Origin of the sequence: Methylobacter sp., assembly GCF_004322395.1 — a bacterium.
Taxonomy (GTDB): domain Bacteria; phylum Pseudomonadota; class Gammaproteobacteria; order Methylococcales; family Methylomonadaceae; genus Methylobacter_A.
This window is the reverse complement of sequence record NZ_SCTW01000146.1, coordinates 1-16,634: the sequence shown is the minus strand read 5'-3', so window position 1 is coordinate 16,634 and position 16,634 is coordinate 1. Positions and strand designations below refer to the sequence as shown.

Below are 16,634 nucleotides of genomic sequence, written 5' to 3'. Positions count from 1 at the left end.
GCCTGGAAATTCGGTAAGGGAAACCTGTCCTGAGCCAATCGAAGGGCTCCAGCTTCCTGTCTCGCAAAGCCATAGCCTAGCCTTTCGAGGTTCCCCATCCGGAGATTGGGAATCAGCAAAAATGAACGGGCTCCATGAACAAGGTAGCGACCCTTGAACGATGGCAAGAGAGCGAGTTGTTTGGTAACAAGGAAAGGGCTGTCCTGGAATATGTCGAGGCTGTGACGTATACCGACATTCCTAATGTTTACGGGAAAACAGCACTATGAATGCATGGCACAAGCTATCGATTACCGAAGCCGCAAGCCTTCTTGCTACCGATGTGAAGCAGGGGCTTTCTGCCAATGAAGCAAAAAAGCGGCTCGCCCGGTACGGACAAAATAAACTACGCAAAGGCAAACGTTTTTCGGCCTTGGTCATTTTTGTAAGCCAGTTTAAAAGTCTGGTCATTTGGGTGCTAATTGGCGCGGCGGCGGTTTCTGTTGCACTGGGCGAAACCATAGACGGCATCGCCATTATTGCCATCGTTATTTTGAATGCAATAATCGGCTTCTTTCAGGAGTACCGCGCCGAGAGGGCGGCGGCAGCATTAGCTCATTTGACAGCACCCCGCTGCCGGGTGGTGCGCGACGGCCATAACATAGTAGTCGCCGCGACTGCAATCGTTCCGGGCGATATCCTGCTGCTGGAAGGCGGGGATCTGGTCGCTGCGGACGCTCGACTGATCCAGGCATCCGTTCTTCGCATCAATGAAGCGCCGCTCACCGGTGAATCGCAAGCGGTAGACAAATTCACCGGCACCTTGCCTCCGCTTACGCCTCTGGCGGAGCGAAACAATATGGTCTTCCTCGGCACCAGCGTGACGGGAGGCACCGGCCGTGCCTTGGTAGTTAATACCGGGATGGAGACGGAACTCGGCCGCATTGCCAAACTTCTGGAGACATCCGAAAGCGGAAAAACTCCGCTGCAACGTCAACTTAACCGGGTAGCACGGCTGTTGTTATGGGCTTGTTTAGGCATCGTCGCGCTGATTTTCGGCCTCGGACTACTACGGGGAATTGCACCGTTTGAGCTTTTCTTGAGCGCGGTAAGTCTTGCGGTAGCAGCCATTCCCGAGGGTTTACCGGCGGTGGTGACTGTCGCTCTCGCTTTGGGCATGCAGCGCATGGTGCAGCGTCATGTCTTGGTGCGGCGTCTGGCCTCGGTTGAAACACTTGGCCGGACTCAGGTTATCTGCACGGACAAGACCGGCACGCTGACGATGGGGGAAATGACGGCCCGCAAGTTAATTACCTCGAAAAATTTGTATCGCGTCACCGGCGAAGGTTACTCTACCGAAGGCGCGTTCTTTGTCGGCAATGTGAAAACCCTGCCGTCAGAAAACCCCGATCTCCTGGCCTTGCTGCGCGCATCGGCCGCCTGCAACGATGCCGAACTGACCCTGATAGACGACCGGCCTGGAATAGTGGGCGATCCTACTGAGGGAGCGCTGCTAGCGGCGGCAGCCAAAGGCAACATTACCCGCGCGGCCATCGAAGTTGAGATGCCGCGCTTGGCTACTGTGCCTTTCGATTCCGACCGCAAATGCATGACTGTCATCCGTCGTCAGGAAAACCATGCCTGGGCATTCGTCAAAGGCGCACCTGAAGTTATTTTCAGCCATTGCACCCTGATCCGTACCGGCCAGGGAGTCAGGGAACTAACCGAGAGCGACCGCAACTGGCTACTCCATACTAATACATTACTGGCGCACAATGCCCTGCGCGTGCTTGCCATCGCTGAGCGCCGCCTGGACGGCTTCAGTTTAGAAGAAGGCGAGAGTGTAAACGATGCCGAGATCGAGCGGGAACTCACCCTATTGGGGCTCGTAGGTTTGCAGGATCCGCCACGCCCCGAGGCGATGGGAGCCGTGATCAAGTGCATACGGGCCGGCATCAAAACCGTGATGATCACCGGCGATCATCCGGAAACTGCACGGGCAATAGGCCATGAATTGGGTATTTTGGACAAGGGCGACGAAGTTCTCGTAGGAGCCGAGCTTGACCGCTTGGACGACGGAGCATTGAAAGAACGCGTATCACAGGTTTCGGTTTACGCGCGCGTTACCGCCGAGCATAAGCTCCGTATTGTCCGCGCATGGAAAGCGCAGGGCGCAGTAGTGGCGATGACCGGAGATGGCGTTAACGATGCCCCTGCGATCAAGGAGGCGTTCATCGGCGTCGCCATGGGCGGCACCACCGGCACCGAAGTGACCAAGGAGGCCGCCGACATCATTATCACCGATGACAACTTTGCCTCCATCGTCGCCGCCGTAGAAGAAGGGCGGGGCATTTATGACAATATCGTCAAAACGCTGGCCTATCTGCTGGGCGGCAATACCGGCGAATTAATCGTGATGCTGAGCGCGGTTCTTCTGGGCTGGCCCCTCCCCCTTTTGCCGTTGCATCTTCTGTGGATCAACCTGGTAACGGACGGCTTGCCGGCGCTCGCCCTGGCGACGGACCCGATTGACCCCGGCGTGTTGAATCGCCCGCCGCGAAGTTCCCAAGAGGGTTTATTCAACCGGGATTTCCTCACATTAATCCTGTTTACCGGCTTGCTGACCGCCGGCGTCACTCTCGGCATGTTTGCCTATGAACTCTACATCAACGACAGCCTTGAGCAAGCCCGCGATGCCGCCTTTACTACCTTGGTGATCGCCGAACTGCTGCGCTCATTCGGCGCTCGGAGCGAGCGGCGCAGCCTCTGGCAGATTGGCTTGTTCTCCAATATGCGCTTGTTTCTGATTGTCGCGGTGAGCTTCGCCTTGCAGTTGGCGATGCACTATGTCCCCATGCTGCAAACACTGCTTCAGATCGGACCGGTTACGTTAAATCAATGCGCAGCCTGGATCGGGGTTGGATTCATACCGCTGATTGCCCTGGAGCTTAGAAAAGTCATCCGCAGCCCCCGGACAAAGAAGAATTGAGACCAAAATAAACCTCAAGTAGCTTTAAATCCATAACGATGGATGCGGACGCGACAACTTTTACCGCTTAACTAATTTAAAAGCGGCAAAAATCATGATCTATTGATTAAATATCAGCATCACAACTTTGCTCCTAGTACAATATAAAATAGTCTTTTTATTGAGGAGTTCCCATGCAAACCTATCTGCCTTTTATCAAATCGCTTCTTTCCGAATGGTATCTCACTACCCTAAACAATCCATTATACGCGGCAGCATTAGCGGCAGCGGTCTGGTTACTGACGGCGACGCTATACAGCATCAGGATTGCTTCCTTAAAAAGAAAGAAAGCTGCCAGCGAAAAAGCCGGCTTTGAAAGTCTCAATGCGATGCAACAACAACTACAACAGAGTCAAGAGGCATTAGCGGAGACTGTTGAGCAGATGGAAAAAGCTCAACATGCTGCTCAAGACGAAACACAACGGGCTTTGGCGCTAGAGCAGCTGATATATCAACGCAACCAGCAGGTTGCAGGAACCATTCAGACGCTGGCGACAAATTTTGATCTTGGCGAACGGCCGTTACTTGCAAGCGAAGATGTTAAAGCAGACTCGTTATGGCAACAACATGATAAAGTCGTTACTCAACTAATAGAGCGCCTGCGTACCGAGCAGCAAGCAAAAATTGAGTTACAGCAAACCTGTCAGGCAGAAACGGCAAAATTGGCTGAACAAACGGTAAAACTGGTTGAAAAAGAGGCGCTGCTTGAGGTGCTGCAAACGACGTTAGCGGCTCACACCAATCAGCTTTCCAAACTGGAACAAACGCTGGAAGAACAAAGAGCAATACTGCAACAACAGAACAACGCTCAGCAGATTTTATCCGAAACCCTTAAAAACTTCCAACCTGTTACGACGCAACGCCTAGCGCCCGAACCGGCACAACCGGTTGTTAAGCCTGTTGAGATTTACCAACAGCCAATTCAGCATACAGCTCCTCCAGCTATTGAAGAGACTTTGATCGCCCAACCTGTGCCGGAAAAACAGGTCGAGCAAGTTATTCAAGAACCGCAAGCCTCAGTGCCTTCGGAAGAAGAAACACAAATTGAATTAACAACGACTGATGAAGCCGTTATCCCCGCGTTCCCGGACATGAATTCGCAGCCGGTCGAGGAAGAAACTTCATCCGCACCTTCAGATCTGGAACAACAACCGGTTACTCCTGCTAAAGGATCGCTTGGAAAAATCAAGAATCTGTTTGGCAAAAAGCAACAGCCGGTTAAAACAGAGCCACAATGGACAGCCGAAACATCAAGTGAAACGCAGCCATCAAGTGCAGATCAACAGCCTGACGATCAAAAAGCGCCAGGAAAACTAAAAGGTTTTTATAGCAAGCTCAGACCGAAAAAATAAATCATCTTTAAAAATAACGTCTCTCTGACAACAATTCGGTAGGATATGCTCCGCGTATTCTACCGATTAGCCTGCGCTATTGACTTAAGCCTTTCATCTCTGGCCGCTTGACCAAAACTTGTCAAGTCAACAATATTGGCCTGCACACCAGGCTGACGACCATGCCCACTGAAAATTGTAGCCACCCAACCAACCGGTTACATCCAACACTTCACCGACAAAATAAAGCCCCGGCACCTGCTTGCTTTCCATGGTTTTGGAAGAAACCGCATCGCAATCAACGCCGCCGGAAGTCACTTCAGCGGTACGATAACCTTCGGTACCGTTGGGCTTGATTGTCCAGCTGTTAATCCGGTCCGCAACCCGCTGAATCTGTTTGTCCGACAAATCCTGCAACGACAAATCCAGCAAGTCCTCTGGCAAAAAAACACCAATCAACCGCTTCGGTAAATAGCTTTCCAAAATCGTTTTCAACTTGTTTTTGAGCTTTTGCTGACGCCTGGCTTTAAGCTCAGCCTCCAGACTTACCTGAGGCAGCAAGTTAATCACAACCTCCTCTCCGGCGCGCCAATAGGATGAAATCTGTAAAATCGCAGGACCGCTTAGACCGCGATGCGTAAACAAAACATTTTCAGTAAAACTCTGCTTGTTATTGCTGACTACGCAAGGCACAGCAATGCCCGATAATGCCGAGAATTTTTCCTTATCGTCCGGCTGCAAGGTAAACGGAACCAAACCGGCATTAGTGGGCAACACATTAATGCCGAATTGCTCGGCAATCTTATAGCCCAGCGGCGTCGCTCCCATTTTGGGTATCGACAAGCCCCCGGTCGCAACCACTAACGACCGGCAGATAAAATTGCCGTTGTCGGTTTTAAGATGAAACCGATCAGTCCGCCGTTCAACTGAATCGATGCGGGTATTCAATTGCACAACCACTCCGGCTTTCTCGCATTCTGCCAATAACATATCCAGAATGTCCTTGGCGCTTTCATCGCAAAACAATTGGCCGTGATCCCGTTCATGAAAAGGAATTTGGTATTGCCCGATTAACGCCAGAAAATCCCACTGGGTATAACGGCTCAGCGCCGACTTGCAAAAATGCGAGTTATGCGAAATATAGTTATTCGGCTCGATAGAATAGTTGGTGAAATTGCAGCGACCGCCGCCGGACATCAGGATTTTTTTTCCGGCTTTATTGGCATGATCCAAAACCAGCACCTTGCGACCGCGCTTGCCGGCTTCGATGGCGCACATTAGGCCTGATGCGCCCGCGCCAATGATAATGACATCTGTGTCAGCCATGATTTTTCGTAAAAATGTTGTTATAGACGTAGTGCAGAGGCGGAACATTGCGAATCAGACCTTCCAGGTTTTCAAAACCTGGAAGGTCTGCAACCGGCATGTTTCTCAGCTGACTTATAGCCAAAGCACTCAGGACAAACTTGGCTGCTATTCTTTCGGCCTACCGTCCAGCCAGTGCTTCATAAGCACATACCCCGTCAAAGAACCCCATACCAACATATATATACTATGCAGCATAACTTCAAAGTTAAAACTGTCGACATTCCGAGTGTAATCCCAAATGTCATCGGCCAAAGTTAAAGCTATTATCAGAGTAAGCGCAAAATTGAGTCTGATTGTATTCGTATAAAAAACCCCAATTCCGAGAACCAAAAAGCCGATCAAGAACCTCAGACCGCTATGTATTAACATTTCCATATTAAACGGGTTAAGTTTAAATGCTACATCTATAAAATACAGCAGGATAAGCCCTGCGATGATGACGATGCTGACTAACTTCATTGTGCCCTTCTTTAAGCGCTACGCTTCATTGATAAGTTTTAATCCCGGCGGCAATGCCTCGCCAAAAATCTGTTTTTCTTCTTTTTCGTCCAGCTCTTTTAACTGCTCTACCATATCGACCCAGGACACAGGCACTTTGCTCAGCTTTAGCTTTTCAATGACCTGCAAACGCATAGCTTCATCAATATCCCGCGCCCTGTCGCCGCTCATCCGGGCAATCAATGTAGCAGCAAATCCCGCCTGCGGGATTTTCTTCCAGTCTACAATCAAAATCTGCTTTAACCATTGACAAACAACGTCGGCAGGAATGACATTGTGACTGCTGCCGTGAAACGGCATTCTTGCTCCGATACGTCCGACCGCCCACCAGGTTTGACTGGGCTCGCCGGCTTTTTCCAAACGTTTTAGCAGCCATTCGCCCAATTGTATTTTCTTGGCGACCGGCAGCCGTTCCAGAACTGCTGCCAGCCTCACCATGTCGTCGTAACCGCGATTTTTGATTTGCTTGGCAACGCCGGGTTGTCTTGCCGCTGCTGGGTTTATAAACTTTGCAATATCGGCAAAAATCTTCTCCTGCGCCACAGTATCCAGACCGCCCGCAATCCGGCGCCACAGCGTCCACCATTCGGTCCAGTTTTGGGTTTCGTTAACAAACTGGATGCCTTGCGGATAGCTTTTCCATAACTGCTCGACGCGCCAGTCGTCCAGCGGATAACCAAAACCGGGGCGCAAACAAAAACCGGCCAGACTCAGCCAGACACGTTCGTGATTTTCGGAGCGGCGCTGGTATTTTGCTCCTTCCAACAAGACGCCGAACATAGCCCTTAGCAATGGCGTTGTCCATTCGGTACGTGCGACGCCGGTGAGTTTTTCCAGGTCGGCGCGCAGGTTTTTGACCGCCTTGGGATCGACCTGTTTGGATTTAGCGCCAAAAATGGTCTGTATTTGTTCTGCGATCCGATTAAAATTGGCGGGCAATGCGGCATCTATTTGCAAACTGGCCGCTTTTTTCCTGATTTGAAACTCAACATCCCAGCGCTGACTGCTGTCTTCAACAGAAATACATTGAATTTTCAGCGTACCTATTTCGGTTTGCGTAACTGCCAATTCGACAATAACCTCCGCGTTCGGCTTGCTGTCGTCTCCTTCAAACGCCACTGCAAGCGGCGGCAGGGAATGAAACAAGTCGGTAATTTCGGTCACATCGCCCGGCTTGAAGTTGCCGTCACCGGACAAAGAAACCAAATGAAAACGCACAGGCATACCTAAACGCAACGCAAAACGCCGGTCTTTCAGGATGACTTCATCGCCTTCTTCACTGCCTTTGGGCAGGATGCAGATGCCTTGCTGCTTGGTAGAGTCGTCGGTCTCGACCACCAGGAAATAACTGCGCGCCGAGCCGCCCCCGATCTTAAGCTTTTTGTCTTTTCTTGCAATCGCATAGCTGACTGCCCCAAAAGCGACGGACAATTCCGGATGTTTATTTTCCAGCAATACCGGCGGACTGGCGCGCCATGATTGGATTAAATCGACAATGCGCTGGGTAATCGGCTGACTGCGAAATACGCCACCGTTAAGCAGCAAGGCATCGGGTACTCTGCCCTCCCCGCCTAAAGCTTCACGGGATGCGGCGCTATGCAGTTTTAGAAACGCTGCGATATGCTTGCTGACCGCCGGTTCTGCGGCATACGGCAAACCAAACTCGACAACGCCGCTACGTTTTCTGTCCGGCAATTCATCAAGGCCTGACAGCGGAAAAAAACCGTCCAACGCAATTTTCCTGACTTCATCCTTAAACAACACAACAGAACGGGAACCCCCGATCAGCTTGGATCCGCCGCCCAGCAAGGTAACGTTGATCTGCTCCGGTGCATCGTCTGCCAGCAGGCGCTCTTTAGCAATCCGGCATTGCTCGATCAGCTGCGATAAATCCGCTGCCGACAAGCGTTTTTCTCCATTACCCAAGCGGCTTTCGGCAACATGCGCCAAGGCCAGGTCGATATTATCGCCGCCGAGCATTAAATGGTCGCCGACGCCGATGCGGGTTAATTTAGGCTCCTGCTCGCCCTGCTCTACTTTGATCAACGTTAAATCGGTGGTGCCGCCGCCGACATCACAAACCAGCAGTAGATGCACGTTCGCCAGAGCTTGTTTAATCGTGCCGGCATGGCGTCTTAACCAGTCGTAGCATACCGCTTGAGGCTCTTCCAATAACCGGACGTTAGGTAACCCAGAAAGCTTCGCCGCTTCCAGCGTCAGGGATCTGGCTGCCTCATCGAACGAGGCGGGAACAGTAATTACAATATCCTGTTGTTCCAACGGCGCATCGGGAAATTGATGTCCCCAGACTGTACGGATATGCGACAGATAGCTGGCGCTGGCTGCTATCGGTGAAACCTTGCTAATATCATCGCCACTACCCCACGGCAGAATGTCCGCACCATGATCGACAGACGGGTGCGACAGCCAGCTTTTAGCGCTAGTGACAAATCGCCCTTTGCTTTTAGATCCCAATAGACGAGCTGCCTCGCCAATAACGGCGGTTTCACCTTCTGACGGCCCTCCGCTGGGGAATGCGAGATCGGCTTCGGACAATTCGCCGGTTGCAGGGTGATAACGCACCGACGGCAGCAGAGGCCTTGCGGCAACTTGACCGGGAGCAATCAGCTGCTCGATTTGGAAAATTTGTATTTCCTGGCTGATATTATCGGCTTTGGCATAAGCAACAACGGTATGCGTTGTGCCAAGGTCAATACCGACCAGATAATTTGCTGTGGGATTTTGCACGTTGATATTTTATAGGCCTAGTGTAAGAGCAGTAAACTCCAAATCTGAGCCTGCTATCTTCGTTATTTCCCTTCAACTTTCTTAGAAGCCGAAGGAGCATGATAATTGCTAAAAATAAGGATACACGAAATATTTTAGATTTACATCCTCCGCTATATCGATGCGATGGCGCTTACTACACCCAACACCCCGGCAGCATGGAGAGACCTACTGCCCGAAGACCCACCCATCGCAAGCAAATTCAACCTTATATAACTATTGCTCTGAGACAATCGGCACAATAGATTGACTTAACAGGGAGTAGTCATAGAAAATAGCTCGTTTAATTTCCACATTTAATTCACTTCGCATGGATAACAGCGTCTCCACGCAAAACAGTCTGGTTTCTGTTCAAAACTTGTCGTTTTCTCGCGGCAACAAGAAAATATTTGACGATATTTCTCTGGAATTTGAGCGCGGTAAAGTTACTGCAATCATGGGACCTAGCGGCACGGGCAAAACGACTCTGTTAAAACTAATCGGCGGACAATTGTTTCCTGAACAAGGCACTGTTATTGTCGATGACAACAATGTTCACCGGCTACGCCGTTCCGAGCTGTACAATCTGCGTAAACGCATGGGCATGTTATTTCAAAGCGGTGCGTTATTAACGGATATGAACGTATTCGATAATGTCGCTTTTCCGTTACGCGAGCATACCCATCTTCCGGAATCGATGATTCGCACTTTGGTGCTGATGAAATTGCAGGCGGTAGGCTTGAGGGGCGCGCGTGACCTGATGCCTAATGAACTTTCCGGCGGCATGGCTAGGCGAATTGCCTTGGCCAGGGCCATTGCGCTGGATCCGATGATGATCATGTACGATGAGCCTTTTACCGGCCAGGATCCCATCTCCAAAGGCGCATTGGTTCATCTTATCAAGTCGTTGAATACTATTTTGGGGCTAACCAGCATCATTGTTTCTCATGATGTTCAGGAAACCGCGGCGATAGCCGACTATATTTATGTCATTTCGGAAGGCAAAGTTGTTGGTCAGGGTACGCCCAAGGAGATTGAGCAATCCGAATCCGACTGGGTGCAACAGTTTATGAACGGAACTGCTGACGGTCCGGTGCATTTTCACTATCCGGCCAAAGATTATGTTGATGATTTGTTATCGACAGGAAAGCGTTATAGTTAAAGGCCGAAAGCAAGTACCATGCGTCTTTAAAAAACAACACCTACTGTAAAAATATAATAAAAATGATTGAACTCCTACAGAATTTAGGCAAAAACACCCGCACCGGTTTTACCAAACTTGGCCGGGGCACGTTTTTCCTGTTACAGATTATTTCCGGCATACTCAGCGTGCTACCCCGACCCAGACTATTGCTTAACCAGATGTATTCGGTCGGCGTGTTATCTTTCCTGATTATTACTATTTCCGGGCTGTTTGTTGGCATGGTTCTGGGCCTGCAAGGCTATTACATCCTCTCCGATTTCGGCGCGGAAGAAACACTGGGCGTCATGGTTGCAGCGTCTTTGGTTAGGGAACTCGGCCCAGTCGTGTCGGCGCTTTTATTTGCAGGCAGGGCCGGTTCAGCATTAACGGCAGAAATTGGTTTGATGAAAGCGACAGAACAACTCTCCGGTATGGAGATGATGGCCGTCGACCCGATTAAGCGCATTATTTCCCCTCGCTTTTTGGCAGGATTATTGTCCATGCCCTTACTTGCGGCGCTGTTCAGCGCGGTAGGCATTATCGGCGGACAAATGGTTGGCTCAGGCCTATTAGGCGTCGATGAGGGCGCTTACTGGTCGCAAATGCAAGCCAATATCGATTTCCAGGATGACATTATCAATGGCGTAATCAAAAGCATCGTATTCGGTTTTGTCGCTTCCTGGATAGCGCTATTTGAAGGCTATGATGCAATCCCAACTTCGGAAGGTGTCAGCCGAGCCACCACGCGCACCGTAGTCAATTCAGCTTTTAGTATTTTAGGTCTGGATTTCATTCTGACCGCACTCATGTTTGGAGATAATTAACATGCAGCACACCAGTACCCAGGACACATTTGTCGGACTTTTTGTCGCATCAGGCATTGTCGGGTTGTTTTTTCTTGCCCTACAGGTAAGTAATTTAAGCTCTTTTACCGAGCATGACAGTTATACGGTTACCGCCCGTTTTGAAAACTCCGGCGGTTTGAAGGTTAAATCGCCCGTTTCATCGGCCGGCGTTAAAATTGGCAAGGTCAGCGCGATCAGCTTCGACCCTAAAACCTATGAATCCGTGGTGCAACTGAGTATTGATAAGCAATATAACACGCTACCTGACGACACCACCGCCAGCGTTTTTACGGCCGGTTTGTTAGGTGAACAATACGTCAACCTGGAAGCGGGCGGTTCGGACGAGTATTTAAAGGATGGCGGAAAAATTGAAATCACCCAGTCCGCCATTATTCTGGAAAAGGCGCTCGGCCAGTTCCTGTTTAAATCCGCGGAAGAAAAAAAGTGAGCCGACTGCATATTATTAAAGAAAGTGCCGGACAGTTTGTTATCGATGGCGATTTAACCTTTGCAACCATTGATAAACAGACTCTTCAATCATTTTCTTTTTTAAAAGGCGCCAAAGAAATTACCATTGATCTGGGCCGCGTCTCCAGCACAGACAGTGCGGGGCTTGCGTTAATGATCGAATGGATAAAATACTCCCGGCACAATAGAACGCAATTAAGCTTCAAAAATATTCCCGAGCAATTGCTTAACCTTGCCAAACTCAGCGGCTTTGATCAATCGGGCCATTTTGCAATTTAAACTGACTAATAGAGACGGCTAAAGACGAAAGGCAAAAGGCGCAAAAAGCCAAGCACTTTCCTTTAGCCCCCTTTGCCCTTAGCCCTTAGCCTTAAGATTTATATGGATAAACTAATTATTACCGGCGGCGCACGACTCTCTGGAGAGCTGCGTATCTCCGGCGCTAAAAATGCCGCTTTACCTATTTTGGCAGCCACATTGCTCTCGGAATCGCCGGTTAGCGTCGGCAACATACCGCACCTTCACGACATCACCACAACCATGGAATTGCTGGGCCGGATGGGTGTTCATCTCACTGTTGACGAGAAAATGAATATCGAAGTCGACTCCAGCACGATCAACAGTTTTGTCGCGCCCTATGAGCTGGTCAGAACCATGCGCGCATCGATACTGGTATTGGGTCCTTTAGTGGCTCGATTCGGCGAAGCCCATGTGTCATTGCCCGGCGGCTGCGCTATCGGCTCGCGCCCTGTCGACATTCATCTTAACGGCCTTATGAAAATGGGCGCGGATATTACCGTCGAAAACGGTTTTATCCATGCCAAAGCGTCCCGGCTTAAAGGCTGCCGTCTGGTTCTGGAACAGATCACCGTTACCGGCACTGAGAATCTGCTAATGGCAGCCGTCCTGGCTGAAGGCACCACGATTATTGAGAATGCCGCCAAGGAACCTGAAGTCACCGACTTGGCTCACTTTTTAAATAAAATGGGCGCCAAAATCACTGGCATAGGTACCGATGTGCTGATCATTGAGGGCGTTGAGAAGCTGGGCCTTGACAGTATCCACTACGACATCCTTCCCGACCGGATCGAAACCGGCACCTATTTGATTGCTGCCGCAATCACCGGAGGAAGTATCAAACTAAAAAACACCCGTCCCGATATTCTGGACGCTGTATTGGAAAAATTAGTTGAAGCCGGCGCTGAAATCACTACCGGTGAAAACTGGATCAAACTGGATATGCACGGTAAAAAGCCCAAGGCTGTTTCAGTGCGCACATCGCCCTACCCGGCCTTCCCGACCGATATGCAGGCGCAGTTTACCGCCATGAATACTATCGCTGACGGTGTGGGCACGATTACCGAAACCGTGTTTGAAAATCGCTTCATGCACGTTCAGGAGTTGATGCGCATGGGCGCCGACATTAAACTGGAATCCAATACCGCTATCTGCACCGGCGCTGCAAAACTGACCGGAGCACCGGTTATGGCGACCGATTTAAGGGCCTCGGCAAGTCTTGTGATAGCCGCACTGGTAGCCGAAGGGGATACGTTGGTTGATCGCATTTACCATATCGACCGGGGTTATGATCACATCGAAGAAAAACTTTCTCAATTGGGTGCGACGATACGCCGCGTCCCAAGATAAGGTAAGACTATGCTAACCATCGCCGTATCTAAAGGCCGAATTTTTGAGGATGCCCTGCCCTTATTGGCAGAGGCAGGCATCACGCCGATTGACGATCCAAAAACCTGTCGCAAACTGATTTTACGAACCACACGGGATGACGTGCAGCTAGTCATCATCCGCGCCACCGATGTGCCTACGTTTGTCGAATATGGTGCAGCCGATATGGGCATTGCCGGAAAAGACATCTTGCTGGAGCACGGCGCTGAAAGCCTGTACGAACCTTTGGATTTGAATATCGCCTGTTGCCGGTTAATGACGGCTGCACACAAAGATGCACCCCCGATTGCCGGGCGGGTTCGTGTTGCGACCAAATATGTCAAAATAACCCAACGCTATTTTGCCGGTTTGGGCATACAGGCGGAAATCATTAAGTTGTACGGATCGATGGAGCTGGCTCCGTTAGTTGGCCTTTCCGATTGCATTGTTGACCTTGTCGACACCGGCAACACGCTAAAGGCCAATGATCTTGAGCCTCGTGACTTGATTATGAATATCAGCTCAAGATTGGTGGTTAATAAAGCCGCAATGAAAATGAAGCATCAGGCGATTCAATCGTTGCTTGATCAGTTTGAGAAGACGCTCGCAAAAAGAGCTTAATAACTCATTTGATGTCCACGAAAAGCACGAAAAGCACGAAAAAGTTTGTGCATCCTTCCCAGGCTCCGCGCACATCGCTATACACAAGTATTTTAAATGCACGTCATCCCGGCAGGGATTGCCGGGATCCAGAAGCCATGGATGGCGATACCAAAACAGACAGTAAGTATCACCGGGGATTGATCAGTAAAATCAAGCGCTCGCATCCCTGTACCCTGGATTCCGACACAAATCTGTCTGGAACAGATTTGCATTTACCCGAAGAGCGTCAAGCAGGATAGCCTGACGTGAATCCCTGCCGGAATGACGGTGTACCACAGACACTTGTTTATAACAACGGGCACTCCACCGCAGGAACAGTAAAACTTTAAAGATTTTTCGTGCTTTTCGTGTCTTTCGTGGACAATATATAACATCAACACATCCTAAAATTTTGGTTATCTTATGTCCGACATAAACATCACCCGACTCGATGCCTCATCAGCTGATTTCATCCGCCAATTAGACAATTTGCTGGCCTTTGATAAAGCCGACGACCTGGAAATTCACCAGCGTGTTTTGGCTATTATTACCGATGTCCGCAAAAATGGCGATGAAGCAGTTATTGAGTATACCAACCGCTTCGATCACCGCTCCGTCAAGCAAATTTCCGAGCTGGAACTGTCGCCGGAAGTCCTCAAATCGGCCTGGAACGGATTACCGGCAGAGCAAGCCCAAGCGTTGCAAACAGCCGCAGACCGTGTTCGCGCTTATGCCGAACACCAAAAGATGGAATCGTGGCAATATACAGAAGCTGACGGCACCGTTCTTGGACAGAAAATCACTCCGCTAGATCGCGTCGGGCTTTATGTGCCCGGCGGTAAGGCAGCCTACCCTTCGTCAGTACTAATGAATGCGATACCTGCTAAAGTTGCGGGCGTCGGCGAATTGATCATGGTGGTACCCGCACCGCATGGCGAAACCAATGAACTCGTTCTGGCAGCCGCCTATTTGTCGGGCATAGACCGCGTATTTACGATGGGCGGCGCGCAGGCCGTCGCCGCGCTGGCTTACGGCACGGAAACCATTCCTCCGGTGGCAAAAATCGTCGGCCCCGGCAATATTTATGTGGCTACCGCGAAAAAACTGGTATTCGGGCAAGTCGGCATCGACATGATTGCCGGACCGTCGGAAATACTGATTATCTGCGACGGCAAAACCAATCCCGACTGGATTGCAATGGACCTGTTTTCACAAGCTGAACATGACGAAAATGCCCAAGCCATATTGATCAGTACTGACGCGGCTTATTTGGACGCTGTTGAACAAAGCATCAACAAGCTATTGCCAACGATGGAACGTGCCGAGATAATCAAGACATCGTTGACTACGCGAGGCGCATTAATCAAAGTCAGCAACTTAAACGCAGCCGCCGATGTGGCTAATATTATTGCGCCCGAACATCTGGAACTCTCCGTTGAAGACCCGGAAACCTTGTGCAAAAACATTCGCCACGCCGGCGCCATTTTCATGGGCCGCTATACCGCCGAAGCATTAGGCGATTACTGTGCCGGACCCAACCATGTATTACCGACCTCCAGCACAGCAAGGTTCTCGTCACCATTGGGTGTTTATGATTTCCAAAAACGCTCCAGTTTGATCAACTGTTCTAAAGCAGGTGCGGATGCGCTGGGCAAAACCGCATCCATATTGGCGCGAGGCGAAAGCCTGACTGCCCATGCACGATCTGCGGAGTTTAGAATAAAAACAGACTAAAAGAAGGCTAAGGATGAAGGGCGAAAGGCGAAAAGAACCATCTGCTTGAGCCCAAGCCTTTCGTCTTTCGTCTTTCGTCTTGTACCTTTTGCCCTGAGTCTCATATATGTCCAAAAATAATCTTCTTTCCTCTATTTTCCGCAAAGAAGTACTGGCGATGTCTGCCTATAAAGTTGCAGATGCTACTGGTTTAATCAAACTGGATGCGATGGAAAACCCCTACAGCTGGCCTGAAGACATCAAAAAAAGCTGGCTGGAAGCATTGAAAGACTGCCCGTTAAATCGCTATCCGGACCCTGAAGCACGACATCTGACAACAACCATCAAGCGCCTGAATCAAATACCTGAGCAGTTCGATGTGCTGCTGGGCAATGGTTCCGATGAAATCATTCAATTGTTGTTAATGGCGCTGCCTTCCAATGCTTCTGTGTTGGCGCCTGATCCCGGTTTTGTGATGTACAAACAGCTCAGCCTGTGCCTGGGTCTAAGCTACCACGGTATCCCGTTACTTGCCGACAGCTTTGACCTGGATTTACCGGCTATGCTGAATGCGATAGAAACGCATCAGCCGTCGGTTATTTTTCTGGCCTATCCTAACAATCCCACCGGAAATTTATTTTCCGAAGCGTCGATCCGGGACATCGTAAAAACCGCCAAAGGTTTGGTGATTATCGATGAAGCTTATGCGCCTTTTGCCGATGCCAGTTTTATTGGCAGCTTAGGACAGTATGACAACCTGTTAGTGATGCGTACCGTATCGAAACTGGGACTGGCAGGCTTACGCCTCGGTTATATTGCGGGCACGCCGGACATCATCGATCAACTCCATAAGATTCGCCTGCCCTACAATATTAACATCCTCACCCAAATCAGCGCTGACTTCGCCCTGTCCAACAACGCATTGTTTGACCGGCAAACGCAGCAGATTTGCGCTGAACGATCGATCGTTTTCAACCGGCTAAATGAGTTGGACGGCATTACCGCCTATCCCAGCGCGGCTAATTTTATTCTGTTTAAAACACCTGAAAATCAGGCAAATGAAATCTTCGCATCGATAAAACAACAAGGCGTTTTAATTAAAAACCTTAACGCTCAAGGCGGCTTGCTGACTGATTGCCTGCGGGTAA

Annotated in this window: 14 protein-coding genes; 11 read left to right on the top strand and 3 right to left on the bottom strand. The window is 50.1% G+C overall.

Going from position 1 to position 16,634, the window contains the following annotated elements; all coding sequences use genetic code 11:
* Nucleotides 1-265: 265 nt before the first annotated feature.
* Both EPO18_RS19115 and EPO18_RS19110 read left to right on the top strand, forming a co-directional pair.
* A complete protein-coding gene (locus EPO18_RS19115) occupies nucleotides 266-2,968 on the top strand; it encodes a cation-translocating P-type ATPase (RefSeq protein ID WP_292436211.1) in 2,703 nt (900 codons plus the stop codon).
* Between the two features lie 173 nt (nucleotides 2,969-3,141).
* A complete protein-coding gene (locus tag EPO18_RS19110) occupies nucleotides 3,142-4,359 on the top strand; it encodes a hypothetical protein (RefSeq protein ID WP_292436209.1) in 1,218 nt (405 codons plus the stop codon).
* Nucleotides 4,360-4,485: 126 nt separating this feature from the next.
* Here the strand turns inward: EPO18_RS19110 and EPO18_RS19105 are convergent, their stop codons facing one another.
* The 3 genes from EPO18_RS19105 to EPO18_RS19095 all read right to left on the bottom strand — a co-directional run bounded on the left by EPO18_RS19105 (nucleotide 4,486) and on the right by EPO18_RS19095 (nucleotide 8,952).
* Nucleotides 4,486-5,664 carry a BaiN/RdsA family NAD(P)/FAD-dependent oxidoreductase gene (locus EPO18_RS19105; RefSeq protein ID WP_292436208.1) on the bottom strand — a complete coding sequence of 393 codons (1,179 nt, stop codon included), beginning with the start codon at nucleotides 5,662-5,664 and terminating at the stop codon, nucleotides 4,486-4,488.
* 147 nt (nucleotides 5,665-5,811) lie between these two features.
* On the bottom strand, nucleotides 5,812-6,165 hold the full coding sequence (locus tag EPO18_RS19100; RefSeq protein WP_292436205.1) for a hypothetical protein: 354 nt from the start codon (nucleotides 6,163-6,165) through the stop codon (nucleotides 5,812-5,814).
* A gap of 18 nt (nucleotides 6,166-6,183) precedes the next feature.
* Nucleotides 6,184-8,952, bottom strand: coding sequence for an Hsp70 family protein (locus EPO18_RS19095; RefSeq protein WP_292436203.1), 2,769 nt, complete (start codon nucleotides 8,950-8,952; stop codon nucleotides 6,184-6,186).
* A 349-nt stretch (nucleotides 8,953-9,301) separates the two neighbouring features.
* Here EPO18_RS19095 and EPO18_RS19090 point away from each other — a divergent pair, with 349 nt between their 5' ends.
* The 9 genes from EPO18_RS19090 to hisC all read left to right on the top strand — a co-directional run.
* Nucleotides 9,302-10,132 carry an ATP-binding cassette domain-containing protein gene (locus tag EPO18_RS19090; RefSeq protein ID WP_292436201.1) on the top strand — a complete coding sequence of 277 codons (831 nt, stop codon included), beginning with the start codon at nucleotides 9,302-9,304 and terminating at the stop codon, nucleotides 10,130-10,132.
* Between the two features lie 62 nt (nucleotides 10,133-10,194).
* Entirely contained in the window at nucleotides 10,195-10,977 is a 783-nt protein-coding gene (gene mlaE / locus EPO18_RS19085) for a lipid asymmetry maintenance ABC transporter permease subunit MlaE (protein WP_292436200.1), read from the top strand.
* A gap of 1 nt (nucleotide 10,978) precedes the next feature.
* Entirely contained in the window at nucleotides 10,979-11,446 is a 468-nt protein-coding gene (gene mlaD / locus EPO18_RS19080) for an outer membrane lipid asymmetry maintenance protein MlaD (protein ID WP_292436198.1), read from the top strand.
* Nucleotides 11,443-11,745, top strand: coding sequence for an STAS domain-containing protein (locus EPO18_RS19075; protein ID WP_292436194.1), 303 nt, complete (start codon nucleotides 11,443-11,445; stop codon nucleotides 11,743-11,745). Before mlaD ends, EPO18_RS19075 begins: the two co-directional genes overlap by 4 nt.
* Nucleotides 11,746-11,847: 102 nt before the next feature.
* Nucleotides 11,848-13,113, top strand: a complete 1,266-nt coding sequence (gene murA / locus EPO18_RS19070) for a UDP-N-acetylglucosamine 1-carboxyvinyltransferase (RefSeq protein WP_292436192.1) — start codon at nucleotides 11,848-11,850, stop codon at nucleotides 13,111-13,113.
* 9 nt (nucleotides 13,114-13,122) lie between these two features.
* Entirely contained in the window at nucleotides 13,123-13,752 is a 630-nt protein-coding gene (gene hisG, locus EPO18_RS19065) for an ATP phosphoribosyltransferase (protein ID WP_292436189.1), read from the top strand.
* A gap of 47 nt (nucleotides 13,753-13,799) precedes the next feature.
* On the top strand, nucleotides 13,800-14,033 hold the full coding sequence (locus EPO18_RS19060; protein WP_292436188.1) for a hypothetical protein: 234 nt from the start codon (nucleotides 13,800-13,802) through the stop codon (nucleotides 14,031-14,033).
* A 163-nt stretch (nucleotides 14,034-14,196) separates the two neighbouring features.
* The gene (hisD, locus tag EPO18_RS19055; RefSeq protein ID WP_292436185.1) at nucleotides 14,197-15,507 is read left to right on the top strand and encodes a histidinol dehydrogenase; all 1,311 of its coding nucleotides are present in this window, start codon (nucleotides 14,197-14,199) and stop codon (nucleotides 15,505-15,507) included.
* 106 nt (nucleotides 15,508-15,613) lie between these two features.
* A partial coding sequence (gene hisC, locus EPO18_RS19050) for a histidinol-phosphate transaminase (RefSeq protein WP_292436183.1) occupies nucleotides 15,614-16,634 on the top strand: 1,021 nt, incomplete at its 3' end.